General features: G+C 72.7%; 29 protein-coding genes. 17 read left to right on the top strand and 12 right to left on the bottom strand.

Annotation, left to right across the window (positions count from 1 at the left end; translation table 11 throughout):
* Position 1 precedes the first annotated feature (1 nt).
* Together miaA and EDD40_RS14545 are read right to left on the bottom strand one after the other, a co-directional pair.
* A complete protein-coding gene (gene miaA / locus EDD40_RS14550; protein ID WP_123743386.1) occupies positions 2-910 on the bottom strand; it encodes a tRNA (adenosine(37)-N6)-dimethylallyltransferase MiaA in 909 nt (302 codons plus the stop codon).
* A gap of 4 nt (positions 911-914) precedes the next feature.
* Positions 915-1,598: a class III extradiol ring-cleavage dioxygenase family protein gene (locus EDD40_RS14545; protein WP_123743385.1), complete on the bottom strand. Its 684-nt coding sequence runs from the start codon at positions 1,596-1,598 to the stop codon at positions 915-917.
* A gap of 185 nt (positions 1,599-1,783) precedes the next feature.
* Between EDD40_RS14545 and EDD40_RS14540 the strand changes: the two genes are divergently transcribed.
* The gene (locus EDD40_RS14540) at positions 1,784-3,118 is read left to right on the top strand and encodes a DUF349 domain-containing protein (protein ID WP_123743384.1); all 1,335 of its coding nucleotides are present in this window, start codon (positions 1,784-1,786) and stop codon (positions 3,116-3,118) included.
* A gap of 323 nt (positions 3,119-3,441) precedes the next feature.
* Here EDD40_RS14540 and EDD40_RS14535 read toward each other — a convergent pair whose 3' ends face one another.
* From EDD40_RS14535 to miaB, 3 genes are read right to left on the bottom strand one after another with little or no spacing between them, the layout of a single operon-like run.
* On the bottom strand, positions 3,442-3,957 hold the full coding sequence (locus EDD40_RS14535; protein ID WP_123743383.1) for a GNAT family N-acetyltransferase: 516 nt from the start codon (positions 3,955-3,957) through the stop codon (positions 3,442-3,444).
* A 16-nt stretch (positions 3,958-3,973) separates the two neighbouring features.
* Entirely contained in the window at positions 3,974-4,450 is a 477-nt protein-coding gene (locus EDD40_RS14530; protein ID WP_123743382.1) for an Rv2732c family membrane protein, read from the bottom strand.
* A gap of 24 nt (positions 4,451-4,474) precedes the next feature.
* On the bottom strand, positions 4,475-5,944 hold the full coding sequence (miaB, locus tag EDD40_RS14525) for a tRNA (N6-isopentenyl adenosine(37)-C2)-methylthiotransferase MiaB (RefSeq protein WP_170185078.1): 1,470 nt from the start codon (positions 5,942-5,944) through the stop codon (positions 4,475-4,477).
* Between the two features lie 57 nt (positions 5,945-6,001).
* Between miaB and EDD40_RS14520 the strand changes: the two genes are divergently transcribed.
* Both EDD40_RS14520 and EDD40_RS14515 read left to right on the top strand, forming a co-directional pair.
* Entirely contained in the window at positions 6,002-6,952 is a 951-nt protein-coding gene (locus EDD40_RS14520; RefSeq protein WP_246037663.1) for a TAXI family TRAP transporter solute-binding subunit, read from the top strand.
* Between the two features lie 254 nt (positions 6,953-7,206).
* Complete coding sequence (locus EDD40_RS14515) at positions 7,207-8,136, top strand: YVTN family beta-propeller repeat protein (protein ID WP_246037662.1); 930 nt, start codon at positions 7,207-7,209, stop codon at positions 8,134-8,136.
* A gap of 7 nt (positions 8,137-8,143) precedes the next feature.
* Here EDD40_RS14515 and EDD40_RS14510 read toward each other — a convergent pair whose 3' ends face one another.
* A complete protein-coding gene (locus EDD40_RS14510) occupies positions 8,144-9,523 on the bottom strand; it encodes a sensor histidine kinase (protein WP_123743379.1) in 1,380 nt (459 codons plus the stop codon).
* A complete protein-coding gene (locus tag EDD40_RS14505) occupies positions 9,524-10,195 on the bottom strand; it encodes a response regulator transcription factor (RefSeq protein ID WP_123743378.1) in 672 nt (223 codons plus the stop codon).
* A 161-nt stretch (positions 10,196-10,356) separates the two neighbouring features.
* On the opposite strand from EDD40_RS14505, the gene EDD40_RS14500 reads away from it, so the two are divergent.
* From EDD40_RS14500 to EDD40_RS14480, 5 genes are all read left to right on the top strand, one after another.
* Complete coding sequence (locus EDD40_RS14500) at positions 10,357-11,085, top strand: amino acid ABC transporter ATP-binding protein (protein ID WP_201441213.1); 729 nt, start codon at positions 10,357-10,359, stop codon at positions 11,083-11,085.
* A 62-nt stretch (positions 11,086-11,147) separates the two neighbouring features.
* Positions 11,148-12,035: a glutamate ABC transporter substrate-binding protein gene (locus EDD40_RS14495; protein WP_123743376.1), complete on the top strand. Its 888-nt coding sequence runs from the start codon at positions 11,148-11,150 to the stop codon at positions 12,033-12,035.
* Positions 12,036-12,106: 71 nt separating this feature from the next.
* Complete coding sequence (locus EDD40_RS14490; RefSeq protein WP_123743375.1) at positions 12,107-12,781, top strand: amino acid ABC transporter permease; 675 nt, start codon at positions 12,107-12,109, stop codon at positions 12,779-12,781.
* Positions 12,778-13,626, top strand: coding sequence for an amino acid ABC transporter permease (locus EDD40_RS14485; protein ID WP_123743374.1), 849 nt, complete (start codon positions 12,778-12,780; stop codon positions 13,624-13,626). Before EDD40_RS14490 ends, EDD40_RS14485 begins: the two co-directional genes overlap by 4 nt.
* A 2-nt stretch (positions 13,627-13,628) precedes the next feature.
* Positions 13,629-14,060, top strand: coding sequence for an NUDIX domain-containing protein (locus tag EDD40_RS14480; RefSeq protein WP_246037661.1), 432 nt, complete (start codon positions 13,629-13,631; stop codon positions 14,058-14,060).
* On the opposite strand, the gene EDD40_RS14475 is transcribed toward EDD40_RS14480, so the two are convergent.
* Positions 14,046-15,125, bottom strand: a complete 1,080-nt coding sequence (locus EDD40_RS14475) for an Rv2629 family ribosome hibernation factor (protein WP_148088801.1) — start codon at positions 15,123-15,125, stop codon at positions 14,046-14,048. The genes EDD40_RS14480 and EDD40_RS14475 overlap by 15 nt on opposite strands.
* Positions 15,126-15,173: 48 nt before the next feature.
* Here EDD40_RS14475 and EDD40_RS14470 point away from each other — a divergent pair, with 48 nt between their 5' ends.
* The 5 genes from EDD40_RS14470 (at position 15,174) to EDD40_RS14455 (ending at position 18,424) form a co-directional block, all read left to right on the top strand.
* Positions 15,174-15,881 carry an EcsC family protein gene (locus tag EDD40_RS14470; protein ID WP_123743371.1) on the top strand — a complete coding sequence of 236 codons (708 nt, stop codon included), beginning with the start codon at positions 15,174-15,176 and terminating at the stop codon, positions 15,879-15,881.
* Positions 15,882-15,948: 67 nt separating this feature from the next.
* A complete protein-coding gene (locus tag EDD40_RS14465) occupies positions 15,949-17,148 on the top strand; it encodes an MFS transporter (RefSeq protein WP_123748018.1) in 1,200 nt (399 codons plus the stop codon).
* Positions 17,149-17,332: 184 nt separating this feature from the next.
* On the top strand, positions 17,333-17,485 hold the full coding sequence (locus EDD40_RS41705; RefSeq protein WP_170185077.1) for a hypothetical protein: 153 nt from the start codon (positions 17,333-17,335) through the stop codon (positions 17,483-17,485).
* Between the two features lie 31 nt (positions 17,486-17,516).
* Positions 17,517-17,708: a hypothetical protein gene (locus EDD40_RS14460; RefSeq protein WP_123743370.1), complete on the top strand. Its 192-nt coding sequence runs from the start codon at positions 17,517-17,519 to the stop codon at positions 17,706-17,708.
* Positions 17,709-17,995: 287 nt separating this feature from the next.
* Positions 17,996-18,424 carry a CBS domain-containing protein gene (locus EDD40_RS14455; RefSeq protein WP_123743369.1) on the top strand — a complete coding sequence of 143 codons (429 nt, stop codon included), beginning with the start codon at positions 17,996-17,998 and terminating at the stop codon, positions 18,422-18,424.
* Between the two features lie 37 nt (positions 18,425-18,461).
* Here EDD40_RS14455 and EDD40_RS14450 read toward each other — a convergent pair whose 3' ends face one another.
* Positions 18,462-18,992 (bottom strand): CGNR zinc finger domain-containing protein, encoded by a 531-nt coding sequence (locus tag EDD40_RS14450; RefSeq protein WP_211348173.1) that lies wholly within the window; start codon positions 18,990-18,992, stop codon positions 18,462-18,464.
* Between the two features lie 62 nt (positions 18,993-19,054).
* On the opposite strand from EDD40_RS14450, the gene EDD40_RS14445 reads away from it, so the two are divergent.
* Entirely contained in the window at positions 19,055-19,705 is a 651-nt protein-coding gene (locus EDD40_RS14445) for a maleylpyruvate isomerase family mycothiol-dependent enzyme (RefSeq protein ID WP_123743367.1), read from the top strand.
* Here the strand turns inward: EDD40_RS14445 and EDD40_RS14440 are convergent.
* Positions 19,689-20,474: an arylamine N-acetyltransferase family protein gene (locus EDD40_RS14440; RefSeq protein WP_123743366.1), complete on the bottom strand. Its 786-nt coding sequence runs from the start codon at positions 20,472-20,474 to the stop codon at positions 19,689-19,691. The genes EDD40_RS14445 and EDD40_RS14440 overlap by 17 nt on opposite strands.
* Before the next feature lie 99 nt (positions 20,475-20,573).
* Here EDD40_RS14440 and EDD40_RS41700 point away from each other — a divergent pair, with 99 nt between their 5' ends.
* Genes EDD40_RS41700 through EDD40_RS14430 form a run of 3 tightly spaced genes read left to right on the top strand, consistent with a single transcriptional unit; the run spans position 20,574 to position 22,315 of the window.
* Positions 20,574-20,741: a hypothetical protein gene (locus EDD40_RS41700; RefSeq protein WP_170185076.1), complete on the top strand. Its 168-nt coding sequence runs from the start codon at positions 20,574-20,576 to the stop codon at positions 20,739-20,741.
* Positions 20,742-20,750: 9 nt separating this feature from the next.
* A complete protein-coding gene (locus EDD40_RS14435; RefSeq protein ID WP_123743365.1) occupies positions 20,751-21,686 on the top strand; it encodes a DUF3500 domain-containing protein in 936 nt (311 codons plus the stop codon).
* Positions 21,683-22,315 (top strand): endonuclease V, encoded by a 633-nt coding sequence (locus EDD40_RS14430; protein WP_123743364.1) that lies wholly within the window; start codon positions 21,683-21,685, stop codon positions 22,313-22,315. The genes EDD40_RS14435 and EDD40_RS14430 overlap by 4 nt, the downstream gene beginning before the upstream one ends.
* Here the strand turns inward: EDD40_RS14430 and EDD40_RS14425 are convergent.
* Both EDD40_RS14425 and EDD40_RS14420 read right to left on the bottom strand, forming a co-directional pair.
* The gene (locus tag EDD40_RS14425; RefSeq protein ID WP_123743363.1) at positions 22,303-23,523 is read right to left on the bottom strand and encodes a family 4 glycosyl hydrolase; all 1,221 of its coding nucleotides are present in this window, start codon (positions 23,521-23,523) and stop codon (positions 22,303-22,305) included. The two genes, EDD40_RS14430 and EDD40_RS14425, sit on opposite strands and share 13 nt — an antisense overlap.
* On the bottom strand, positions 23,520-24,386 hold the full coding sequence (locus EDD40_RS14420; protein WP_123743362.1) for a LysR family transcriptional regulator: 867 nt from the start codon (positions 24,384-24,386) through the stop codon (positions 23,520-23,522). The genes EDD40_RS14425 and EDD40_RS14420 overlap by 4 nt, the downstream gene beginning before the upstream one ends.
* Positions 24,387-24,399 lie beyond the last annotated feature (13 nt).

Raw genomic sequence — 24,399 nt, 5'->3', positions numbered from 1 at the left:
GCTACGGTGCGACCAGCTCGAGCACGTCGTCGGCCAGGCTCGGCTCGCCCGCGTCGAACCACGTCACCCGCTGGTCGCGGCGGAACCAGGAGCGCTGCTTGCGCACGAACCGCCGGGTGGCCTGCGCGGTGGTGGCCGCCGCCTCGTCGATCGAGCACTCGCCGTCGAACGCGGCCAGCACCTGCTGGTAGCCCAGCGCGCGGGACGCCGTGCGGCCGTCGCGCAGCCCGCGGGCCTCCAGCGCGCGCACCTCGTCCACCAGGCCCGACTCGAACATCCGCGCCACCCGCGCGTCGACCCGCTCGTCCAGCGCGGCCACGTCCCGGTCCAGCCCGACGACCACCGTGCCGTACCGGGCCGGTCCGGGCTTGGGCAGGGTGGCCGAGAACGGCTGCCCGGTCAGCTCGATGACCTCCAGCGCGCGCACCACCCGGCGGCCGTTGCTCGGCAGGATCGCCAGCGCCGCGGCCGGGTCCAGCTGCGCCAGCCGGCCGTGCAGCGTCTCGGACCCGAACACGGCCAGCTCCTGCTCCAGCTGGGTGCGGATCTTCTCGTCGGTGCCGGGGAACACCAGGTCGTCCAGCACGGCCTGCACGTACAGGCCCGAGCCGCCGACCAGCACGGGCGTGCGGCCGGCGGCGAGCAGGCGCTCCACCACGGCCCGCGCCTCGCGCTGGTAGGCGGCGACGGACGCGGTCTCGGTCACGTCGAGCACGTCGAGCAGGTGGTGCGGCACGCCCTGCCGCTCGGTCTCGGTGATCTTGGCCGTGCCGAGGTCCATGCCCCGGTAGAGCTGCATCGCGTCGGCGTTGACCACCTCGCCGCCCAGCTCGACGGCCAGCCGCACGGCCAGGTCCGACTTGCCGGTGGCGGTGGGTCCGACGACGGCGACGGGGGTGGGGGTGTTCACGGGCTCAAGCCTCCCAGACCGCCACGTGGTAGCCGACGCCGAAGGGCGCCAGGAACTCCGACCTGGCACATCGCCACGCCCCCGGCACGCCCGCGGCCACCTGCCACGCGGCCCGGCCGTGCGCGCCCAGCTCGGCCGCCGTCACCGGGTCGACGGCCCGCAACGCGGCCGTGTCCGCCGTGGCCAGCGCCTCGCGCACGTCCTCGTCGAACGGCTCGGCCCGCTCGTCGGCCCGCCCGACGGCCAGCTCGCCGCGCCGGTGCGACCCGTCGCCGAGCACCAGCAGCGCGGGCGACCCGGCCAGCCGCTCGCCCAGGGCGACGCACTCGGCGGTGGGCAGGTCCGGCGGCACGAGGTGCACGCGCACCGACCGCGCGCCGACGCGTTCCCGCAGCCAGGCCGCGACCAGCGCGGGCAGCGGCAGGTCCTCATCCACAGAGGACGCGTCGGCCGACAACGACACCCGCACGTCCACCCCGAAGCCGCGGAACGTGCCCGCGACACCCTCGACCACCCGCGGCCCGGAGGGGTCGACCCCGACGGCCACCCAGTCCGACGCGCCCGCGGCCAGGTCCCGTGCCGCGGCCAGGCACGCCGAGCGCACCGGTCCGGTGTCCGGCACGGCGCCGGAGACCAGTTCGGGCACCAGCAGCGGCGGGTGCGGCACGACCACCAGGCGCGAGATCATGGCAGTCCACGCTACTCATCGGCCACCACCGGTACCGATGCGAGCCTTGACCTGTTTGAATGCGCGCGAGGTACTGGGCACTCTTAGGGGGCGTCGCGGTACTCGGGTGCTGGGCCCCGTCGTAGGCGGGGCGCCCGTGGTCGGCACGGGCACCACGAAGTGGGCAGGCGAGGAGGAAGCCGGCGATGACGGAGCACGAGACGACACCGGGAACCACTGGCGACAGTGGTGCGGGGGCGGTGGTCGAGGAGACCAGGGTGGAAGCGTCGCCGGTCACGGCGGCACCGCCGGTCCCCGTGGCGTCGGACCACCCTGACCGCTGGGGGCGCGTGGACGCGGACGGCACCGTCTACGTCAAGACGGCCGACGGCGAGCGGGTCGTCGGTTCCTGGCAGGCGGGCGAGCCCGCCGAGGGCCTGGCGCACTTCGCGCGCCGGTTCGACGACATCCGCACCGAGGTCGAGCTGCTGGTGACGCGGCTGTCCTCCGGCGCGGGCGACCCCAAGCACGCGCTGACCAGCGCGAAGCACGTCCAGGAGAGCCTGGCCGACGCGGCGGTGGTCGGCGACCTCGCCGCGCTGGCCGCACGGGTCGAGCACGTGCTGGTCCTGGCCGAGAAGGGCCTGGAGGCCGCGAAGGCGGCCAAGGACGAGGCTCGGGCCGCGGCGGGCGCGCGCAAGCAGGAGCTGGTCGAGGAGGCCGAGGTCCTGGCCAACGAGTCCACGCAGTGGAAGGCGGCGGGCGACCGGCTGCGGCAGATCCTGGACGAGTGGAAGACCATCCGGGGCGTCGACCGCAAGACCGACGAGCAGCTGTGGCGGCGCTTCTCCAAGGCGCGTGACGCGTTCAACCGCCGGCGCGGGTCGCACTTCGCCGACCTGGACCGGCAGCGCGGCGTGGCCAAGAACCGCAAGCAGGAGCTGGTCGAGGAGGCCGAGAAGCTCGTCGAGTCCGACGACTGGGGTCCCACGGCCGGCCGGTACAAGGACCTGATGGTCGAGTGGAAGGCCGCCGGGCGTGCGCCCAAGGAGGCCGACGACGCGTTGTGGCAGCGGTTCCGGGCCGCGCAGGACGCGTTCTTCGCGAAGCGCTCGGAGGCGTTCAGCGAGCGTGACGCCGAGTTCGCGGCCAACGGGAAGCTGAAGGAGGAGCTGCTCGCCGAGGCCGAGCGGATCGACCCGTCGCTCGACCTGGAGGCAGCGCGCCAGCAGCTGTACAAGATCCAGGAGCGGTGGGACGCGATCGGCAAGGTGCCCCGCGAGCGGGTCCGCGAGCTGGAGGGCAAGCTCCGCGCGATCGAGGAGCGGGTCCGCGGCGCGGTCGACGCCCAGTGGCGCAAGTCCGACCCGGAGGCCGAGGCCCGCGTCGCCCAGTTCCGCGAGCGCGTGGAGCAGTTCGAGGCCCAGGCCGCGAAGGCGCGCACGGCGGGCGACAAGCGCCGCGCCGAGCAGGCCGAGGCGCAGGCCCAGCAGTGGCGCGAGTGGCTGGCCGCCGCCGAGCAGGCGGTCGCGAGCCGCTAGTGCGGACGACCAGGCCCCGTGCCGTTCCCCCTTCCGGACGGGAACGGCGCGGGGCCTGACCGCGACCCGCGCACCCCGTGGACCAGGGTAGTGCTGGTCGTCCTGGCGATCCTGATCCCGGCCTTCTCGATCTTGTCGCCGGCCGGCTACCCGGTCTACCGCGCGATCACGACCCTTCCGCCGACGACCGTGGTCTCGGCCGTGCCCGCCCCGCCGTCCGCGGCACTCCCGGCGAGCCGACCACCACGACGACGACTACGACCAGTGCGGCCGGGCAGCAGTGCACCGGCAACCCGCCCTGGCTCAACTGCGTGCCGTGACCCTCAGCGCGGCCAGCCCGCGGCGAACAGCAGGTCCGGTCCGTCCTCGCCGGGGCGGTCCAGGTGTTCGGCGCGGGTCAGGCCGGCGTTGAGCGCCACCCGCTGCGAGGCGGTGTTGGCGGGCCGCACCCTGGCCACGACCGGGTAGTCGGGCAGCGTGTCGCGGGCCCAGCGCACGACCTCGCGGGCCGCTTCCGAGGCGTAACCCCGCCCCCAGGTGGCCGGGTCGAACCGGTAGAACAGGTTCAGCGCGCGCCGGCCGTCGACGTCGGTGAGCTTCACGCCGCAGAAGCCGAGCGGTCGCCCGGCGTCGGGCAGGCGGACCACCCAGTAGCCGAAGCCGAAGCCGCGCCAGTGCTCCAGCCACCGTTCCAGCAGGTTGGCGGCCTCTTCGGGGGTGCGCAGGGCGTCGGACGGGTTGTGCGCGCAAGCCGCCGGGTCGCGGTGGATCTCGTGCACCGCGACCACGTCGTCGGCCACCGGCGGCCGCAACGTCAGCCGCTGGGTGCGCAGCTCCACGTCCCGCCCCCGGCGGTCACTGCATCGGCGGCCGGGACGCGGCCAGCCTCAGCCACTTCACCAGCAGCACGATGACCGCCACCACGGCCAGGACCAAGCCGAAGCCCGGTCCGGGACCGGGGTGGTGGCCGGTCGTCGTCTGCGTGGTCCAGATCGACAGCACGCCCGCCACCGAGGCGGCGAACGTCCCGAGCGCGCACACCCACGCCAACGCCCACCGCCGCAACGCCAGCGTCAACGCGGGCAGCAGCACGCCGACGACCACCGCCAGGTAGGCGAACACCTCCGGCAGCCCCTCGGCCCTGCCGAACAGCACGCTCAGACCCGGCACGCCGTCCACCCACGGCAGGATCAGCGACACCAGGATCGCCAGCGCCGCGATGGCGATCGTCAACGCGCCGGCGCCGGGGTCGAAGCGCCTGGCCGCCGACCGGCCGACGCCGTCGATCTCCTCGCGCAGCCCGGCCAGGTCGTCCCGGTCGTTCTCGCTCATGGGCACTTCCTCACCGGGACTCCCTCATGTGGTCGAGCACCCGACGACGGCGGCGGGCAGGGGAGCGGGCTTGCCGAACGACGGCAGCCCCAGCGTCACGCCCGGCGTCTTCGGCTTCACCCCGGCCTCGGACCGGTCACCCGCCTTGGTCCGGCGGTGCGACAGCAGCGGGCCGTCCGCGATCAGGTTGTGCGGCGCGCCGTAGGTCACCACGGTCTCCACCACGTCACCGGGCCGCACCAGCGCGTCGCCGGGCGTGAAGTGGACCAGCCTGCCGTCGCGGGCGCGGCCGGTCATCCGGCGCGTCTCGGCGTCCTTGCGGCCCTCGCCGGAGGCGACCAGCAGCTCGACCCGCCGGCCGACCTGCTCCTGGTTCAGCTCGTGCGCCACGTCGTTGACCAGCGTGACCAGCCGGTCGTACCGCTCCTGCACGACCTGCTTCGGCAGCTGGCCGGGCAGCTCGGCGGCGGGCGTGCCGGGCCGCTTGGAGTACTGGAACGTGAACGCCGACGAGAACCGGGCCTCGCGCACGACGTCCAGGGTGGCCTGGAAGTCCTCCTCGGTCTCACCGGGGAAGCCGACGATGATGTCGGTGGTGATGGCCGCGTCCGGCATGGCCGCGCGCACGTCGTCCAGGATGGACAGGTACTTCGCGGTCCGGTACGAGCGGCGCATCTCCTTGAGCACGCGGTCCGAGCCCGACTGCAGCGGCATGTGCAGCGAGTGGCACACCGCGGGCGTCTCGGCCATCGCGGCGATCACGTCGCCGGTGAAGTCCTTGGGGTGCGGCGAGGTGAACCGGACCCGCTCCAGGCCCTCGATGCCGCCGGTGGCGCGCAGCAGCTTGCCGAAGGCGTAGCGGTCGCCGAACTCGACGCCGTAGGAGTTGACGTTCTGCCCGAGCAGCGTCACCTCCAGCACGCCCTCGTCGACCAGCGCCTGCACCTCCGCGAGCACCTCGCCGGGCCGGCGGTCCTTCTCCTTGCCGCGCAGCGACGGGACGATGCAGAACGTGCACGTGTTGTTGCAGCCCACGGACACCGACACCCAGCCGGAGTAGGCCGAGTCGCGGCGGGCGGGCAGCGTCGAGGGGAAGGTCTCCAGCGAGTCCAGGATCTCGACCTGGGCCTCGCGGTTGTGCCGGGCGCGTTCGAGCAGCACGGGCAGCGAGCCGATGTTGTGCGTGCCGAAGACCACGTCGACCCACGGCGCGCGCTTGACGATCTCGCCCTGGTCCTTCTGCGCCAGGCAGCCGCCGACGGCGATCTGCATGTCGGGGTTCGCGGACTTGGCGGGCGCGAGGTGGCCGAGCGTGCCGTAGAGCTTGTTGTCGGCGTTCTCCCGCACGGCGCAGGTGTTGAACACGACGACGTCCGGCGCGACGTCGCCTTCGGCGGGCGTGTAGCCCGCGTCCTCCAACATGCCGGCCAGGCGCTCGGAGTCGTGCACGTTCATCTGGCAGCCGAACGTGCGGATCTGGTAACTGCGAGTCACTGCACCTAGTCCTTCCGTCGGGTCCAGCGTAGAGCGTGGACGTGCGACGATGCGCGGGTGTCGGGAACGCTCCTGCGGTTGCACGCGGTCGGGGCCGCATTGGCCCTGGCCACCCTGTCGTTGACGGCGTGCGGCGACGACCTGGACCAGGTCAAGCTCACGATGGCGGCCGGCAGCCCAGGTGGCGTCTACCACAAGTTGAGCATGGCGCTGGCCGACGCGTGGACCCGGGAGCCGGGCATCCCCCGCGCCCAGGTGGCGAACACGGCGGGCTCGGTGGACAACCTCGACCGGCTGCGGGCCAACCAGGCGCAGGTCGGGTTCTCCGCGGCCGACGCGGCGGAGGAGAAGCAGAAGGGCCCCGCCGGGCACAAGCTGTACGCGCTGGCCCGGATGCACGACGACTACCTGCAGCTGATCGTGCGGGACGACCTGCCGGCCACCAAGCTGGCCGACCTCAGGAACCTCCGGGTCAGCGTGGGCGCCCGCGACTCGGGCGTGTGGCTCATCGCGCAGCGGCTGCTCCAGTCCGCGGGCATGTCGCCGGAGACGGACCTCAAGGTCCAGTACATGGACCTGCCGACGAGCGCGAACGCGATGCGCGACGGCGCGCTGGACGCGTTCTTCTGGTCGGGCGGCGTGCCGACGGACGCGGTCACCACCCTGGCCACGACGGTGAAGCTGCGGATGCTCGACCTGGGCGACGTGCTGCCGGAGCTGCGCCAGACCTACCCCGTGTACGGCTCCGCCACCCTGCCCGCGTCGGCGTACGAGCAGATAGGGGGCGGCCCGGTCGTCACGCTGGTGGTGCGCAACTTCCTCCTGGTCAACGACACGATGTCCGACGACGTGGCCGAAGCCCTGGTCAGGGGTTTGTTCCAAGCCCAGCCGGCGCTCGTCGCGGCCAGTCCGGTGGCGAGGTCCATAGAGGTCCGCTCGGCGATCGAGACGACGCCGATCGAATTGCACCCCGGCGCGATGAGGTATTACCGCGACGTAAAAGTTTAGTGCTCCGGCGTCATTCCTATGGTGTAAACGTCACGCGTGGCCGCTCGCCCAAGTCGGGGACAAGTGGGCGCTGGGGCGGCGCCGTCCGCCACTAGGCCGTTAGCGTGATGGCAAGCCCGGGACCAGCGACGTTCCGGGTCTTCCAGAACCGATACGGGGAGCTCATGTCCGTTTATTCGGTACGCGCGCGTTTTCACGCTGCGTCTTCTCACACCATTGCTCGACCGAGTCGGCTGCCCCGTCTGGGAGTGACCGTGGCGGTGCTCGCGGTGCTCGCCGGCACCGGTTTCGACGCCTCACCCCGGTGGCCGGCCCGAATCCAGGTGTTCGTGGCCAACAGCGGCTCCGACAACGTCACCGTGTACGACACCCGATTGGGCAAGGTGACCGCCACCGTGGGTGTCGGCGACTATCCCACCGGGGTCGGCGCGCACCCGGCCGGGCACCGCGTCTACGTCACCAACGAGTCCTCGAACACCGTCTCGGTGATCGACACCCGGACCCTCTCGGTCGTCGCCACCGTCCCGGTGGGACCCAACCCCTTCGGCGTCGCCGCCACACCCACCCACGCCTACGTCACCAACTTCGGGCGCGGCGACGTCACGGTCATCGACACCGCCACGAACGCGCCGGTGAAGACCATCCCGGTGGGCCGGTTCCCGCACAGCGCGGTGGCCGCCCCGGACGGCTCCCGGGTCTACGTGACCAACCACGGCAGCGACAGCGTCACGGTCATCGACACCGCCTCGCAGGCGGTCGTCGGCACGATCCCGGTCGGCGTCTTCCCGGCGGGCATCGCCATCAGCCGGGACGGCGCGCGCGTCTACGTGGCCAACACCGGCAGCGACACGGTCACCGTCATCGAGACGGACGGCAACCGCCCCGCCGGCAGCACCAAGGTCGGCGACGCGCCCCTCGGCGTCTCGGTCACCCCGGGCGGCCGGGTGCACGTCGCCAACACCGGGTCGAACACGGTCAGCGTCCTCGGGCCCACCGGCAGGCCCCTCGAGGTGGTCAAGGTCGGGCGGATGCCCGAGGGCTCGGCGGCGGCGCCCGACGACAGCTTCGTGTACGTCACGAACACCGGGTCGGGCACCGTGTCGGTGATCGACGCCGAGAACGGCGAGACCGCCGCCCCGTTCACCGTCGGCGCGGCGCCCGAGGGCGTGGCCGTCACCTCCTGAGCGGGGGTCAGGCGGCGGGGAACTCGACGGTCACCGTCAACCCGCCGCCTGCCGGGGACTCCAACCGCACCGAGCCGTCCACCCGTTCCACGATCTGCCGCACCAGGGCCAGGCCGAGCCCGGAGCCCTGCACGTTCTGGTGCGCCGGGCTGCGCCAGAACCGGTCCGTGGCGCGGTCGAGCTCGTCCGGCGCGAGACCCGGCCCCTCGTCCCGCACCGAGAGCCGCACCACGCCGTCGCGCCGGCGCACGTCGACGCGCACCAGCGTGCCGTCGGAGGTGAACTTCAGCGCGTTGTCCAGCAGGGCGTCCAGCACGGTCTCCACGCCGCGCGGCGGCACCAGCGCCCGGCCGCCCGGCTCGCCGTCCAGCACCAGGTGCACCTCGCGCGCCGCCGCCGCGGGCTGCCACGCCGACAGCCGCCCCGCCACCGCCCGGTCCACGTCCACCGGCACGGGGTCGACCGACTGCGCGCCCGCCCGCGCCATGGACAGCAGCTCGTCCAGGATCCGGTTGAGCCGGTTGGCCTCGTCCAACGCCGCCACCTGGTGCGCGGCGCCCTCGCCGACCACGTGGTCCTCCAGATTGGACAGACGCAGCTTCAGCGCGGTCAACGGGTTGCGCAGCTGGTGGGAGGCGTCCGCGACGAACGCGCGCTGCGCCGCCAGAACATCGCTCACGTTCGCCGCCATCTGGTCGAACGAGCGCGACAGCTGCCGCAGCTCCGGCGGACCGTCCGACGAGCCCACCGGCTGCACGGGCTGCCCGGACACCACCGCAGCCAGCAGCCGCCCGGTCGCGTCGTCCAACCGCCGCACGGGCCGCAACGTCCACCGGACCAGCGGCAACGCCACGAACACGCCGAGCACGAGGACCAGCGTGCTGCCGCCGAGCAGCAGCGACCACCACAGCAGGATCTCGGCCCGCGTCTTCGAGGTCGGCGAGAACGTCACCACCGCGCCCCGGACCTCACCCGCCTCCAGCACCGGCTCGGCCAGCACCAGCTCGGTCGACTCCCACGGCATGACCAGCTCCGGCGCGACCGGCTGGCGGCCGGCCAGCGCGGCGTGCACCAGGTCGGACACCTCGGGCGCCGACACGTCCACGTCGTCCGAGGACGCGGCCACCACCTGCCCGTCCCGGCCCAGCAGGGCCACCCGGATGCCGTACAGCTCGTGGTAGCGGCGCAGCTCGGGCTCCAGGACCTCCGGCTGGTCGTCGATGAACGGCCGCTGGGCCACGGAGGCGAACCGCGTGGTGTCGGTGAGCCGGTCCAGGAACATTTCCTGCTGCTCGGCCTGCGCCATGCCCCGGCCCAGCGGCAGGCCCAAGCCGAGGAGCACCAGCACGACCAGCGTCAACACGATGCCCAGCAGCCGCGACCGCACTCAGCCCCCGCTCAACCGGTACCCGACACCGCGCACCGTCTCCAACAACGACGGACGCCCGAGCTTGGTCCGCAGCGTCGCCACGTGCACGTCCAGGGTCCGGTTGGCCCCCGCCCAGGTGCGTCCCCACACCTCGGCCAGGATGCGCTCCCGGGTGCACACCGCGCCACCCGCCGCCACCACCAGCGCCAACACCTGGAACTCCTTGCGCGACAGCCCCACGGGTTCACCCGCCACGGTGACCTCGTGCCGGCCCAGGTCGACCCGCACGTCGGCGACCTCGAACACCTCGGTGCCGGTGCCGCCGACGCCGACCGGGTCGCCGCGCCGCCGCCGCACCGCGTGCACGCGGGCCACCAGCTCGCCCACGTCGTACGGCTTGACCAGGTAGTCGTCCGCGCCGGCGTGCAGGCCGAGGATGCGGTCGTCGATCTCGCCGCGGGCCGACACGACGATGATCGCCACGTCGCTCGCCGCCCGGATGTGCCGGCAGAGCGTGACACCGTCCACATCGGGCAGGCCGAGGTCGAGCAGCACCACGTCGACCCCGGTCAGCCGATCGAGCGTCCCCCGACCGGTGGCCTGCCGGTCCACCGTGAAACCGCGCCGGGTCAGCGCCGGTACCAGCGCTTCCGCCACCCGGTCGTCGTCCTCGACCAACAGCACCCGCACCGTGGAGCCTCCCCGATAAGTGTCGCCACCCTGTGACAGAGTTGAGACCCTAAGTCTTGCTCAACCGCCTGGACTGGTGTGGTGATTCACACCTAGGTTTCCGCCATCGCTCAGGAACCCCTACTGGAGGACTGATGACCGCCGCCACTCCTGCACCGCCGATGATCCGGATGGCGGGCGTGGACAAGTTCTTCGGGCCTCTGCACGTCCTCAAGGACGTCACGCTGGAGGTGCCGAAGGGGCAGGTCGTCGTGGTGCTCGGGCCGTCCGGTTCGGGCAAGTCCACGCTGTGCCGCACGATCAACCGGCTCGAGCCGATCGAGTCCGGCGTCATCGAGGTGGACGGCCAGGCCCTGCCCGCCGAGGGCAAGGAGCTGGCCCGGTTGCGCTCCGATGTCGGCATGGTGTTCCAGTCGTTCAACCTGTTCGCCCACAAGAGCATCGTCGACAACGTGATGCTCGCGCCGGTGAAGGTCCGCAAGACCCCGGCGGCCGAGGCCCGCAAGACGGCCATGGAGCTGCTGGAGCGGGTCGGCATCGCGAACCAGGCGGAGAAGTACCCCGCCCAGCTGTCGGGCGGGCAGCAGCAGCGGGCGGCGATCGCCCGCGCCCTGGCGATGCGGCCCAAGGTGATGCTGTTCGACGAGCCCACCTCCGCGCTGGACCCCGAGATGGTCCAGGAGGTGCTGGACGTGATGACGACGCTGGCCAAGGAGGGCATGACCATGCTCGTGGTCACCCACGAGATGGGCTTCGCCCGCAAGGCCGCGGACCGGGTCATCTTCATGTCCGACGGCGAAGTCGTCGAGGACTCGACGCCGGAGGCGTTCTTCTCCGCGCCGAAGTCCAACCGCGCGAAGGACTTCCTTGGCAAGATCCTGACCCACTGAAGTCCCACGAACGCGGCGCTGAGCCTGGCGCCGCACTACCGAAGAAGAGCAGGAGACGGACGATGAGGGTTCGCACCCTTGCGGTGGCGCTGCTGGCCGGCGGCCTCGCCCTGACCGCATGCGGCAAGGAGGGTGGCGCCGGCGACACGGGCACGGCCCCCTCCCAGCAGGTCGCCGCCGACGTGAAGGTCGAGGGCTCGCCGACCTTCGACAAGATCAAGTCCCGGGGCCGGGTCATCGTCGGCGTCAAGGAGGACCAGCCCGGTCTGGGTTACAAGGACCCGACCAGCGGCAAGTTCACCGGCTTCGACATCGAGATCGCGAAGCTGGTCGCCGCCAAGCTCGGCTACGGCGACGACAAGATCGACTACAAGGCTATCCCGTCGGCCGGCCGCGAGCAGGCGCTGATCAACGGTGACGTGGACTACTACGTCGGCACCTACACGATCAACGCCAAGCGCAAGGAGCAGGTCGCGTTCGCCGGCCCGTACTTCACCGCCGGGCAGGACCTGCTGGTGAAGAAGGACGACACCTCGATCACCGGCAAGGACGCGCTCAAGGGCAAGAAGGTCTGCTCGGTGACCGGCTCCACGCCGATCCAGAAGGTCAAGTCCGAGGGCCTGACCGAGCCGGAGAACATCGTCGAGCTCCAGACCTACTCGCTGTGCGTCGAGCAGCTGGAGCAGGGCGCGGTGGACGCCGTCACCACCGACGACGCGATCCTGAAGGGCTACGCCTCGCAGTCGCCGACCACGCTGAAGGTCGTCGGCAAGACCTTCTCGAACGAGCCGTACGGCATCGGCCTCCCCAAGGAGGACAAGGCCCTGCGCGACAAGGTCAACGACATCCTCGAAGAGGCCATCAACGGCGGCGCCTGGCAGGCGGCCTACGACGCCACCCTGGGCCAGTCGGGCTCTTCGGCCGACAAGCCCGTGCTCGAACGCTACTGATCACTTCTCCGCGGCCGGTCGTCGGTGTTCCGGCGACCGGCCGCACCACACCCACCTAGCCGAGGAAGCCGATGGACGTCCTGCTCGACAACCTCGACCTGTACGGGCCCGGGTTCCTCAACACCGTTGAGCTGTTCCTGATCTCCGCGGTCGGGTCGCTGGTGTTGGGGACGATCCTGGCGATGCTGCGGGTCGCGCCGGTCCCCGTGATGCGAGCCATGGGCACCGCCTACGTGACGATCGTCCGCAACACCCCGCTCACCCTCGTGTTCTTCTTCTTCGCCCTCGCGTTCCCGGCGCTCGGAATCGTGACCGCGGACACGTTCGGCGGTTCGGCGGCCGACTTCTTCTACACCGCCGCCCTCTTCGCGCTGACCCTCTACACGGCGGCGTTCGTGTGCGAGGTCGTGCGGGCCGGCATCAACACCGTCCCGGTCGGCCAGGCGGAGGCCTCGCGGGCGCTGGGTCTCACGTTCGGCCAGATGCTCGGGTCCGTGGTGCTGCCGCAGGCCACCCGCGCGGTCGTGCCGCCGATGATGAGCACGATGATCGCCCTGCTGAAGAACACCACCATCGCGGCGGGCTTCTCGGTGTTCCAGGCGGGCGCCATCAGCGCCAACCTCGCGGAGCGCGGCGAGAACCAGCTGATCGGCCTGCTCTGGGTCGCCGTGTTCTTCGTGGTGCTCGTGATCCCCATGACCCTGCTGCAACGCAGCCTTGAGAAGCGGTGGAGCATCGCCCGATGAGCTCGGTCCTGTTCGACGTCCCCGGGCCCCGGGCCCGGCTGCGCCACCGCCTCTACGCGGTGATCGGCACCCTCGTGCTGGTCGCGGCCATCGGCTTCGTGATCTACCGGTTCGCCGAGAGCGGCCAGTTCGAAGGCCGGAAGTGGTCCTGGCTCGAGTACAAGAACATCCAGCTGACCCTGATCGACGCGCTGCTGAACACGCTCAAGGCGTTCGGCCTCGGCGCGGTGTTCGCCCTGCTCTTCGGCGCGATCTTCGCGGCCGGTCAGCTCTCCGACCACAAGGTCGTCCGCGTGCCCTCGATGGTGGTCGTCGAGCTGTTCCGCGCGGTGCCGCTGGTCGTGCTGATCTTCGTCTTCCACTATGGCGTGTCCCTCGGTTCGCCGCTCTACTCGGTGGTGCTCGGCCTGACGCTCTACAACGGCTCGGTGCTGGCCGAGGTGTTCCGCGCGGGCGTGCTGTCGCTGCCGCGCGGGCAGCGCGAGGCGGCCTACGCGGTGGGCATGCGCAAGACGCAGGTGATGCGGCACGTGCTGCTGCCGCAGGCCGTGCGGGCGATGCTGCCGGCGATCATCAGCCAGCTGGTCGTGCTGCTCAAGGACACCGCGCTCGGCTTCCTGATCACCTACGACGAGCTGCTGGACTTCGCCCGCGACATCGGCAGCCAGTTCCAGTTCGGCCGGCCGCTGGTGCCCGTCACGATCGTCGTGGCCGCGGTCTACATCTCCATGTGCCTGCTGCTGACGTGGCTGGCGACGTACCTGGAGAAGCGCAGCCGGCGTGACAAGAAGGTCGTCGTGCTGGAGAAGAACCCGGCCGAGGACGTCGTCGCGGCGGCGGTCTGAGCGTGTCCGCGCTCGCGGCGTCCGGCGCGTTGTTCCTCGACGCGCTCGGCCGCGTCCTCGTGGTCGAACCGACCTACAAGGACCACTGGGAGATCCCGGGCGGCGTGGTCGAGCCGGGCGAGACGCCGCGCGAGGCGTGCGCCCGGGAGGTGCTGGAGGAGCTGGGCCTGGCCGTGGAGCCGGGCCCGCTGCTCGTCGCCGACTGGGCGCCGTCCGCCGGGCAGGACCGGGTCCTGTTCATCTTCGACGGCGGCTCGCTCGGCGACGCCACCATCCGGCTGCAGGCCTCCGAGCTGCGCAGCCACCGCTACATCACGCCCGCCGAGGTGCCGGACGCGCTGATCCCGCGGCTGGCCAGGCGGGTGTCCGCCGCGCTCGACGCGCGGGAGCGCGGCGTGACCCTCTACCTGGAGCACGGGCTAGTGGCGCAGTAGCGCGCCCACGCCCTCCCGCAGCCCGGCGGCGTCGGTGAAGACCACCTGGGCGCCGGTCACCGCGGCGGCGGTGCCCAGCGCCTCGTCGGCCCGCCGCTCGCCGACGTGCTCGACACCGAGGCCGCGCAGGTCCTGCTCCCGCAGCGCGAGCTGCGCCGGGTCGTCGCCCGACCACACGGTGCGGTCGCCGAGCGCCGGGTCCGACAGCAGCAGCGCGGCCACCTTCGCCTCCCGCAACGCCTCGACCACGGGCGCCAGGCCCTGCACCGCGCGACCGTGCGGATCACCCGCCTCGGCGGTGAACTCCTCCACCACGTCGTTGTCCAGGTCGGACTGGTACTGGGCCACCAGCGACCGCACGGCGTGGTCGAACGCGGCGTCGTCCGCGCCCTCGGCCGGCGACGCGCCCCCCACCTCGATCAGCACGTCGCGGCACCGCGGGCTCAGCTCCTCGCGCACGTCGGCCCGCGCCCCGACCTCGCCACCCAGGACCAGCAGCCGGGCGTCCAGGTCCGTCACCAGCCGGTCGACCTCGGCGGCCAGCCTCGCCGCGTCGCGCCCGGCGGTGTCCTCCGCGGCCTTCCGCAGCCGCCGGTGCGACCACCCGCCGCGGGGGACCTCGTGCGGCGGGTGCCCGTCACCGGGCACCTCGCCCGCCCGCTCACCGCGCCCGTCGTACCCGTGCAGGTCGGCGCCCGCCCGGTCGACCATGACGACGACGTGCGGCACGGCGGGTTCCGTCCAGGTCGCCAGCGGCAGCAGGTGCGGCCGGTCCGACCAGCGCGTGGTCTCCACGGCGGGCGGGCGCGGCAGCACCCGGTCCAGCAGCAGCCTGCCGCGCGCCGCGACGAGCGCCCGGCCGGGCTTGCCCGGCACCGGCGTCAGCACCGCCTCCTGCATCACGTCCAGCGTGGCGTCGTCCGCGCCCTGCCCGGCCAGTTCCTCGCGCACCCCGCGCCAGCGGAGCTCCATGGCCTCGGCCGCGTCCTCGGTGTCGTGCGAGGCGTCCAGGTAGACCGACGCGAACGGGCCGCGGTGCCTGACCAGCTCTCCCAACGAAGACATGTCCATCGGCCTCGGCTACCCGATCACGCGCCGCGTAACCTCGGGGGCATGGTGGACGAACCGGGTGCGATCACCAAGGTGCAGCAGAACGCCGTGGACCACCTGCTCAGGGTGGGGATCAACGGCTTCGGGCCGTTCAAGGGCGCGCGGCAGATGGCGGTGGAGGCCCTGGACAAGGGGCTGACGCCGGAGGAGGCGATCAAGCACCTGATCCGGACGCACGTGGCGGCGGCGGGCGTGCAGGGTTTCGCCACGAACGTCGGCGGCCTGATCACGCTGCCCGTCACGCTGCCCGCGAACCTGACGGCGTCCTACCTCGTGCAGACGCACCTGATCGCGTCGATCGCCGCCGTGCACGGGCACGACCTGGACAGCGACGAGGTGCAGACCGCGATCCTGGTGTGCCTGCTGGGCAACGCGGGGACCGAGCTGCTGAAGAAGGCGGGCATCAAGGTGGGCTCCAGGCTCACCATGAACCTGATCGAGCGCATCCCGGCCCAGCTGATCCGCGAGGTCAACAAGCGCGTCGGCTTCACCCTCCTGGCGAAGTACGGCACCAGCAAGGCGACCGTGACCCTGGCCAAGGGCGTGCCGCTGGTGGGCGGTGTCATCGGCGGCACGTTCGACGCCGTCACGACCCGCGCCGTGGGCGCCTTCGCCGCCCGCTTCTTCACCGAGCGCGAAGAACCCCCGGCGGTCGTGGACGGCACGGTGATCGACGGCGAGGTCGTGTCGATCGTGGAGAGCCACGACTGATTGGCCCAGCGCATCGGCCCGGAGTTGGCTCTTGGGTTGGGCCAATCGGGGACCTAGCGTGGCGTCCATGGGGACGACGAAGGTGCTCGCGGTCGCGCAGGTGGCCAACTCGGTCGGCGACGGGGCGTTCTACGTGTGCTCCGCGCTGTACTTCACCCGGGTCGTCGGCTTGTCGCCGACCCTGGTCGGGGTGGCGTTGACCGTGGCCTGGGCGGTCGGGGCGGTGGCCGGGGTGGGGTTCGGGCACGTCGCCGACCGGGTCGGGCCACGTCGGGTCGCGGTCGGGTTGGCGGTCGGCACGGCGGCGGCGTTGGGGTCGTTCCTGGTGGTCCGCTCGTTCTGGGCCTTCCTGGTGGCCGCGTGCGTCTACGCGTGCGGCCAGTGCGGGTTGGCCGCCGCTCGGCAGGCGTTGCTGGCGGGGCTCGTCGGGCCGCGGCAGCGGACGCGGGTGCGGGCCGTGCTGCAGTCCGCGGTCAACGGCGGGCTGGCGGTGGGCGCGGGGCTCGGCGGGGTGGCGCTGCACGTGGACACGCCGGCGGCGTACCTGGCGGTGTTCGCGGTGGACGCGGTCGGGTTCGTGGTCGCGGCGGTGGTGCTGCGGGCGGTGCCGGAGGTGGCGGCGGTCGCCCGGACGGGACGGCTCGGCGTGCTCCGGGACCGGCCGTACGCGGTGGTGGCGTTGCTGAACTCGGTCCTCCTGCTCTACATGCCGATGCTGAGCCTGGTCGTGCCGCTGTGGGTCGTCGAACGCACCTCCGCGCCGAAGTGGGTGGTCGGGCTGCTCTTCGTGCTCAACACGGGCGCGGTGGTGCTCGGGCAGGTGCGGCTGGCGCGCGGGGTCACCGATCTGCGCACGGCGGCGCGGTCGGTGCGGCGCGGCGGGGTGCTGCTGCTCGCGTCGTGCGTCGTGTTCTCGTTGGCCGCGGGTGTGCCGGACTGGGTGGCGGTGGTGGCGCTCGTGGTCGCGGCGGGCGTCCAGGTGGTGGGCGAGATGCTGCACGGCGCGGGTTCGTGGGAGATCGGCTTCGGCCTCGCTCCGGCCGACAAGCAGGGCCAGTACCAGGGATTCTACGGCACCGGCACGGCGGTCGCGCGCACCGTGGGCCCGTTGCTGCTCACCACGCTGGTGCTGGGCGGGGGAGTGGTCGGCTGGCTCGTGCTCGGCGTGCTGTTCCTGGCCGCCGCGCTGGCGATGACGCCCGCCGTGGCGTGGTCGCGGCGGGCGGGGGCGTCGACCGCCGGTAAAACGATTGGCGTCGGGGCGTGAAGCGCGCTAACGTCACGACCATGTTCTTCCAGATCTACCTCTGAGGACTTCTTCCTCCAGCGCCCGCACCGGCCTCGGGCCGTGCCGCGCCCTTCTCCTGGTGGCCCCAGCGGCTCTTCTCGCGACCCTGTCGAACCACGGGTCGTACTCTTTTGCACGCCTCGGACATCGAGGAGGCGAACGCATGCCCACCATGCGCAACGAACCACCACACGACGACCAGCCGACCAACCGCGCCGCACGCCGCGGCGCACGCTCGTCGGGCGCGGCGCAACCGCGCTTCGGCGGCGGCCGAGCTGTCGCCACCCCGCGCCAGTACGCCATGCGGCGTCGCTGACCAGCGACTTCGCCACACCCAGGAGGCAGACATGACCGATCAGGACGTTCCCCAGGTCGAGGACGGCGAGCAGGACGAGCCGGAGCAGACCGAGGTCCCGCTCAACCGCGCGGCCCGCCGCGGTCACGCCCAGAAGAACGACGGCGTGAACAAGAACCCGGGCCGGCCGCACCAGAACACGTTCGTCGGCCGGCGCGTGTTCCGGCGCACGAGCGGCGGCTGAGCGACCGGCACGCGACCGCCCGACCAGCCTCCGGAGCTGGTCGGGCGGTCGTGCTGTCGAGGTCGGTGCGCCGCCCGGAGTCGTCCACTGTGGATGGTGTCGCACGGTCGCGGCCGTTGGTCCACCTGGCGGAGTGCCTTGGCGCCGCGGGTGCCCCGACCACCGCACGGCCGAAGACGAGCTGACGGGGTAGTGCTCTCTTCGGGCGCGTGACCTGCCGATCACTTGCCCGGCGAACTAGCCTGAGCTGGGTAGCAACCGGGTCTGGCGGAGATCGGGAGGCGCCCATGAGGATCGCTGACGTGTTGCGCAACAAGGGCTCGGCCGTGGCCACGGTCGAGTCGAGAGCGTCGGTGGCGGACCTCGTCGCCGCGCTGGCCGAGCACAACGTGGGCGCGATGGTCGTGCTCGGGCCCGAGGGCATCGCCGGGATCGTGTCGGAGCGCGACGTCGTGCGGAAGCTGCACGACCGGGGCGGCGAGCTGTTGGCCGCGCCGGTGGCGGAGATCATGACCAGCGAGGTGCTCACCTGCACGCCGCGCGATTCGGTCGACAGCCTCACGGTGCTGATGACCGAGCGGCGCATCCGGCACGTGCCGGTGGTCGACGGCGGCGAGCTGGTCGGCATCGTCAGCATCGGCGACGTGGTGAAGAGCCGGATCAGCCAGTTGCAGGAAGACCACGACCAGTTGACCGCGTACATCTCGCAGGGCTAGCGGACGGCCGCGCGGGCGCCTCCGGGCGCCCGCGCGGTCAGCTGTCGCGCCCGCGGTGGTAGTGCCGGCTGACCCGCGCCCGGTTGCCGCACGACGGCTTGCACCACTCCTGCCGGGGGTGGGCCTTGACGAAGTACCGGACGCACCGGGGCCCGGGGCAGGCGCGCAGGTCGGCCCGCGTGCCGCCGGCCAGGAACTCGATCGCCGCCGTCGCCAGCGTCGCCAGCAGGCGGTCGCCGTCGTCGGCCGCGTCCACGTAGCGCAGCCGGGGCTGCTCGTCCCACTCCAACCGCGCTGCCCGCGGCACCCGTGCGGCGGCCTCGTTGACGATGCGCAGCGCGCGCTCGACGTCCATCAAGTGAGGTGCGTCCAGGCGTTCGTGGGCCTGTGCCGCGCGCGCGAACAACGACCGCACGGCCCAGCGCAGCTCGACCGCCCGCTGCCGCAGCGCCTCGTCCGCCCGCACCCCGGTCCACGCCGTGAAGCCCTCCTGCGTGGCCAGGTCGTCCGCGAGCCCGCCGTGCCCGTCGTGCCGGACCGTGCCCGCGAACTCCAGCGCCAGTGCCACCCCGGTGAGTCTAGTGATAGGTTCCCTAACGCACTTGAGTCGAACAACCATTAGGGGGATGTGTGACGATCCAGGAGCGGGCGCTGGACGGCCACCGCAGGCTGGCCGCGGTGATCGAGGACCTCACCGACGAGCAGGTGTCGCAGCCGTCCGCGCTGCCCGGCTGGACGCGCGGCCACGTGCTGGCCCACCTGGCCAACGGCACCGCCGCGCTCGCCGGTCAGGCCGAGCACGAGGGCACGAAGGTGGAGGTCTACCCCGGCGGCAGGCCCGCGCGCGACGCCGCGATCGAGGCCGACGCCGGGCGGTCCGCGGCGGAGCACCGGGCCGCGATCGCCGCCGCCGTCGCCCGGCTCGCCGAGGCCTGGGGGAACGTCCGCGACTGGGACGCCCCCGTCTTCTACCGCGACGGCACGCTCACCGGCACCGCGTACGCGGTGTGGCGCGAGGTCGAGATCCACCTGCGCGACCTCGACCTCGGCCCCGTCACCTGGTCGCCCGAGTTCTGCGAGCACGCCGTCGACTTCCTGTCCGCGCGCGTGCCCGAGGGCGTCCGGCTCACCCTCCGGGCGCCGGAACGCCAGTGGACCATCGGCGAGGGCGAGGACGTCACCCTGACCGGCTCGCTCACCGACCTGACCGCGTGGCTGGCGGGCCGCGAGCCGGCCGGTCCGATCACCGGCGAGGCGCCCGAGCTCAAGCCCTGGCCGTAGCGCGGTCGGGCAGCTCCAGCCCGAACTCCTCGCGCAGCACGGTCGCGCGCTCCTCGGGTGTCAGGATGCGCTTGACGACGGAGCCGTCCGGGCGCGTCTCGGTCAGCTCCAGGTCCTTGAGGTTGTGGCGGGCGCGTTCGTCGGTGCGCTGCGCCAGCAGCGGGCCGACGAACGAGGACGCCGGGTGCGTGGACGTGTAGTAGTTGAGGATCCCGTAGTCGGCGGGCGTCCGCGGGTCCTCGGTGAAGTCGTACAACGGGAACCAGGCGCCGGCCTGGAACGACCGCAGCGTCCACACGCCGTCGGCGTGGTCGAGCCGGAACGTCCAGTCGCCCTGCCGGGTGGGCTGGTCGGCGACCAGCGGCAGCGGTTCCAGCAGCCCGCCGCCGCCGAAACCGACGTCGACCAGCCAGCGCCGGTCCACCCGCAGCACGGCGTGCGTGCGCGGGATGTCGCCGGTGCGGCCGAGCAGCACGCGGCCCGCGAGGCCGGTGACCTCGTGGCCGAGCCGGTCGAGCACGGCGGCGAACAGCAGGTTCTGCTCGAAGCAGTACCCGCCGCGCCGCCGTGCCACCAGCTTGTCCTGCAACGACGGCACGTCCAGCGCGATCGGCACGCCGTCGCGCACGTCGGCGTTCTCGAAGCTGATGGCCGCCAGGTGGGCGCGGTGCAGGCCGCGCAGCGTGGTCGCCCGGTCGGCCGCGGGGTCGGGGGTGAAGCCCACGCGGTCGAGGTACGCGTCCAGGTCGAGCAAGTCGCTATTCCACATCGCGCCAGCATGCAGCGGGACACCGGTCCTGTCACACCTCGGCCGCTTCCGTCGTCAGAGGGGCATGAGGTTCCTTCGCCCGGTCACCTCTGGGTGGCGATGTTCCGGCCGTTCGACGAGCACCTGCTGCGCGACTTCGGCAGCCTGGACCCGGCGTTCGCCGTCGCGGTGGCGTTCGCCGCGGCCAACCCGCTCCTGGCCCGTGCCGTCCTGCTGGTCGTCGACGCCCGTCACGCGCCTGCTGCTCCACGACGGGTGGGCGGCTAAGTTCGGGGGATGCTGCACGAGATCGCCGAAGCCACCCGGGGCTTCCTCGACCTGCTCGACGACGGGCAGCGGACGGCGGCGGTGCGGGACGTGGCCGACGACGACCTGCGCACCCGGTGGGCTTACACGCCGGGTCCGCGGCCGGGTGTCGTCTACCACGAGCTGACTCGTGACCAGCGCAAAGCCGTGCACCGGCTGCTGTCGTGCGTGCTCAGCCCGCACGCCTACGCGCAGACCGCCGCGATCATGGCGCTGGAGGACGTGCTGGACGACCGCGAGGGCGGCGCCCGCGACCGGCACCAGGGCGACTACTGGACCGTGCTGCTCGGCGAACCCGGTGACGAGCCGTGGGGTTGGCGGGTCGAGGGGCACCACCTGTCGGTGAGCGTGGTCGTGGCCGACGGGCGGGTGTCGGCGACGCCGTTCTTCCTGGGCGCGCACCCCGCCCGCATCGCGTACCGGGGCCGCGCGGTGCTCGAACCGCTGCGGCTGGAGGAGGAGCTGGCGCGGGAGCTGCTGGACCGGATGGGCCGCACGGCCCGGGGCCTGGCGGTGGTCTCCGGCACGCCGCCGCCGGACCTGAAGACCGGCAACGTGCGGCGGATCGGCGACCTCGACCCCGTCGGCGTCACGCCCGCGCAGCTGGACCGGTCCTCGCGCGGGCTGCTCGTCGGGCTGGTGCGGTACTACTTGGACCGGCTGACCGGTGACCTGGCCGACGAGGAGTTCGACGCGCTGGAGCCGGACCGGCTGCACTTCTCGTGGGAGGGATCGGAGAAGCGCGGTGAGGGGCACTACTACCGGATCCAGGGGCCGGACTTGTTGATCGAGTACGACAACACGGACAACGACGCCAACCACGCGCACTCGGTGTGGCGACGGCGGGCCGGGGACTTCGGCGAGGACCTGCTGGCGGCGCACCGCGCCTCGGTGCGGCACCCGTGACCCCCGAGGAGGCGGTCGCCGAGCAGGAACGCCTGCGGCCGTCGGTGTCGACGGTGACCGATCCCGGGCTGGTGGTGCGGCACGTCGCCGGGCTCGACGTGTCCTACGCCGACGACGACCGGTTGGCGGCGGCGGTCGTGGTGCTGGACGCGGAGACGTTGCGGACCGTGGACTCCGCCGTGGTGACGGGCAAGGCGGACTTCCCGTACGTGCCGGGGCTGTTCGCGTTCCGGGAGCTGCCGTCGTTGCTGCGGGCGCTGGAGCGGCTGACCGTGCCGCCGGACCTGCTGGTGTGCGACGGGCAGGGGCTCGCGCACCCCCGGCGGTTCGGGCTGGCCTGCCACCTCGGGGTGGTGACCGGCCTGCCGAGCGTGGGCGTGGCCAAGACGCCGATGGGCCGCTTCGACATGCCGGCCGACGCGCGCGGCGCGCACACCGACCTCGTGGACGACGGTGAGGTCGTCGGGCGGGCGCTGCGGACGCGGGAAGGGGTGAAGCCGGTGTTCGTGTCCGTCGGTCACCGCATCGACCTCGACCGGGCGTGCGCCGAGGTGCTGCGGCTGTGCGTGACGCGGCTGCCGGAGACGACCCGCCGCTCGGACTCGCTGGGCCGGGCTCAGCTCAGGTAGGCCAGCTCCGGGTGCCGCCGGACGTAGGTGTCCAGCAGGCTCTTGGCGGTGGCCAGGGAGTCGACCAGCGGGTGCAGGGCGAACGCCTTGAGCGCGGCGGGGCGCGTGCCCTCCATGATCAGCCGGTCGACGGCCTTGACCGACGTGACGAGACCGGCCGCGTGGTCGGGCAGCGGGCTCACCGGCAGCGGACGCGCGCCCGCGGCGTCCACCTCGCACGGCACCTCGACGATCGCCTCGTCGTCCAGTGTGGACAGCGTGGAGTTGTTGGGCACGTTCAGGATCAGCGTGGCGGTCTCGTTGTCCGCGATGGCGCGCATGAGCGCCATGGCCACGTGCTCGTAGCCGCCGCTTTCGAGGCTGTCGCGTTCGCGCTCCTGGGCCATGTACGTCGCTTCGCGTTCCAGCCGCGTGGTCTCCCAGTCCACCTCGCCGTCGTAGAAGCGTCGTTGCTGGTCGAGCAGGAAAGCGCCGCGGCTGTCGCCCATCGCCTCACGCGTCGAGTAGTAGTAGTGCAGGTATTCGTTGGGGATCACGCCCAACGCTCGCAGCCACTCCGCGCCGAACATCCGGCCTTCCTCGAAACCCGTTAGGGCCTCGTCGTCGGCCAGCAGGGTGGGCAGCAGGTTCTCCGTGCCCAGGTGGACGCCCTGCAACCAGCCGAGGTGGTTCAGGCCCGCGTAGTCGAACGCCGGGTCCTCGACGCCGAGCGCCTTCGCCACCCGCCGGCACAGGCCCAGCGGCGAGTCGCAGATGCCGATGACGCGGTCGCCCAGGTGGCGGGCCATCGTCTCGGTGACCAGCCCGGCCGGGTTGGTGAAGTTGACGACCCACGCCCGCGGCGCGAGCTCGGCGACGCGCCGGGCGATCCGGTCGGCCACCGGCACGGTGCGCAGGCCGTACGCGATGCCGCCCGCGCCGACCGTCTCCTGCCCGAGGACGCCGTGCGCGTGCGCCACCTCCTCGTCGATCGCGCGCCCGGCCAGGCCGCCGACCCGGATCGCGGAGAACACGAAGTCCGCGCCGCGCAGCGCCTCGTCCAGGTCCGTGGTGGCGGTGACCGGCGGGCCGTCGCGCAGCACGTGCCGGATCGCGGCCAACCGGTGCGCGTCCACGTCGTGCAGCACGAGTTCGGTGATGTGCCCGTCCAGGACCTTGTGCACGAGCGGCACGCGGAAGCCGCCGCCGCCCAGGATGACCAGCCTCATGCGTCCCATCCTGCCCCGGCGAGCAAGGTCACGAAGGCCGAGGCGAGCGGGTCGGGTGTCCGGTGGCCGTACGCGACCAGCGTCCGCCGCACCGGCGGGTCGGTGCGCAGGACCGCGCCGTCGAACCTCTCCGGCACGATGTTGCGGGGCACGAGCGCGGGCCCCAGCCCCGACGCGGCCAGCACCGGCGCCGCCGCGGTCTGCTCGGTGCGCACGGCCGCCCCCGGTTGGAAGCCGCGGGCCGCGCACGCCGCGTCGACCAGGTCCGCCAGGCCGTTGCCCGGCGCGTAGTGCACCCACCCGACGTCGGCGAGCTCGCGCAGGTCGATCGGCTCGCGGTGGTGCGTGTCGGGCGGCAGCACGATCACGAACTCCTCCACGCCGAGCCGCTGCCGGAAGCCGGCCCAGTTCGCCGGCTCGGGGCCGAGGGCGAGGTCGGCCTGCCCGTCGGCCATCGCGTCCCGCAGCTCGTCGGCGTGGCGGTGCTCGAACAGGCGGATGCGGACGTCGGGGTGCTCGGCCCGCCAACGCCGCAGCACGGGCGGCAGGACGCCCAGGGTGAGCGAGTAGAGCGTGGCCACGCGCAGTTCGCCGCACTCCACGCCAGCCGTGCGCCGTGCGGCGGTGAGCGCGCGCTCCGCCTCGCCCAGGGCGGCACGGGCGTGGGGCAGCCAGGCGCGACCGGCGGGCGTGAGGCGGACGGCGCGGGGGAGTCGGTCGAGCAGCCGGGCGCCCACGGCCCGTTCCAAGGCCAGGATCTGGTGGGAGAGGGCGGGCTGGGTGACGTGCAGCAGCTCGGCGGCGCGGGTGAAGGAGCCCTCGTCCACGACCGTGATCAGGTACTCGAACTGCCGCAGCGTCATGACCAGAGCTTAT

Origin of the sequence: Saccharothrix texasensis (assembly GCF_003752005.1) — a bacterium.
In the GTDB taxonomy this organism is placed as follows: Bacteria; Actinomycetota; Actinomycetes; order Mycobacteriales; family Pseudonocardiaceae; genus Actinosynnema; species Actinosynnema texasense.
The sequence above is the reverse complement of the archived record's forward strand: the minus strand, read 5'-3'. Positions and strand labels throughout refer to the sequence as shown.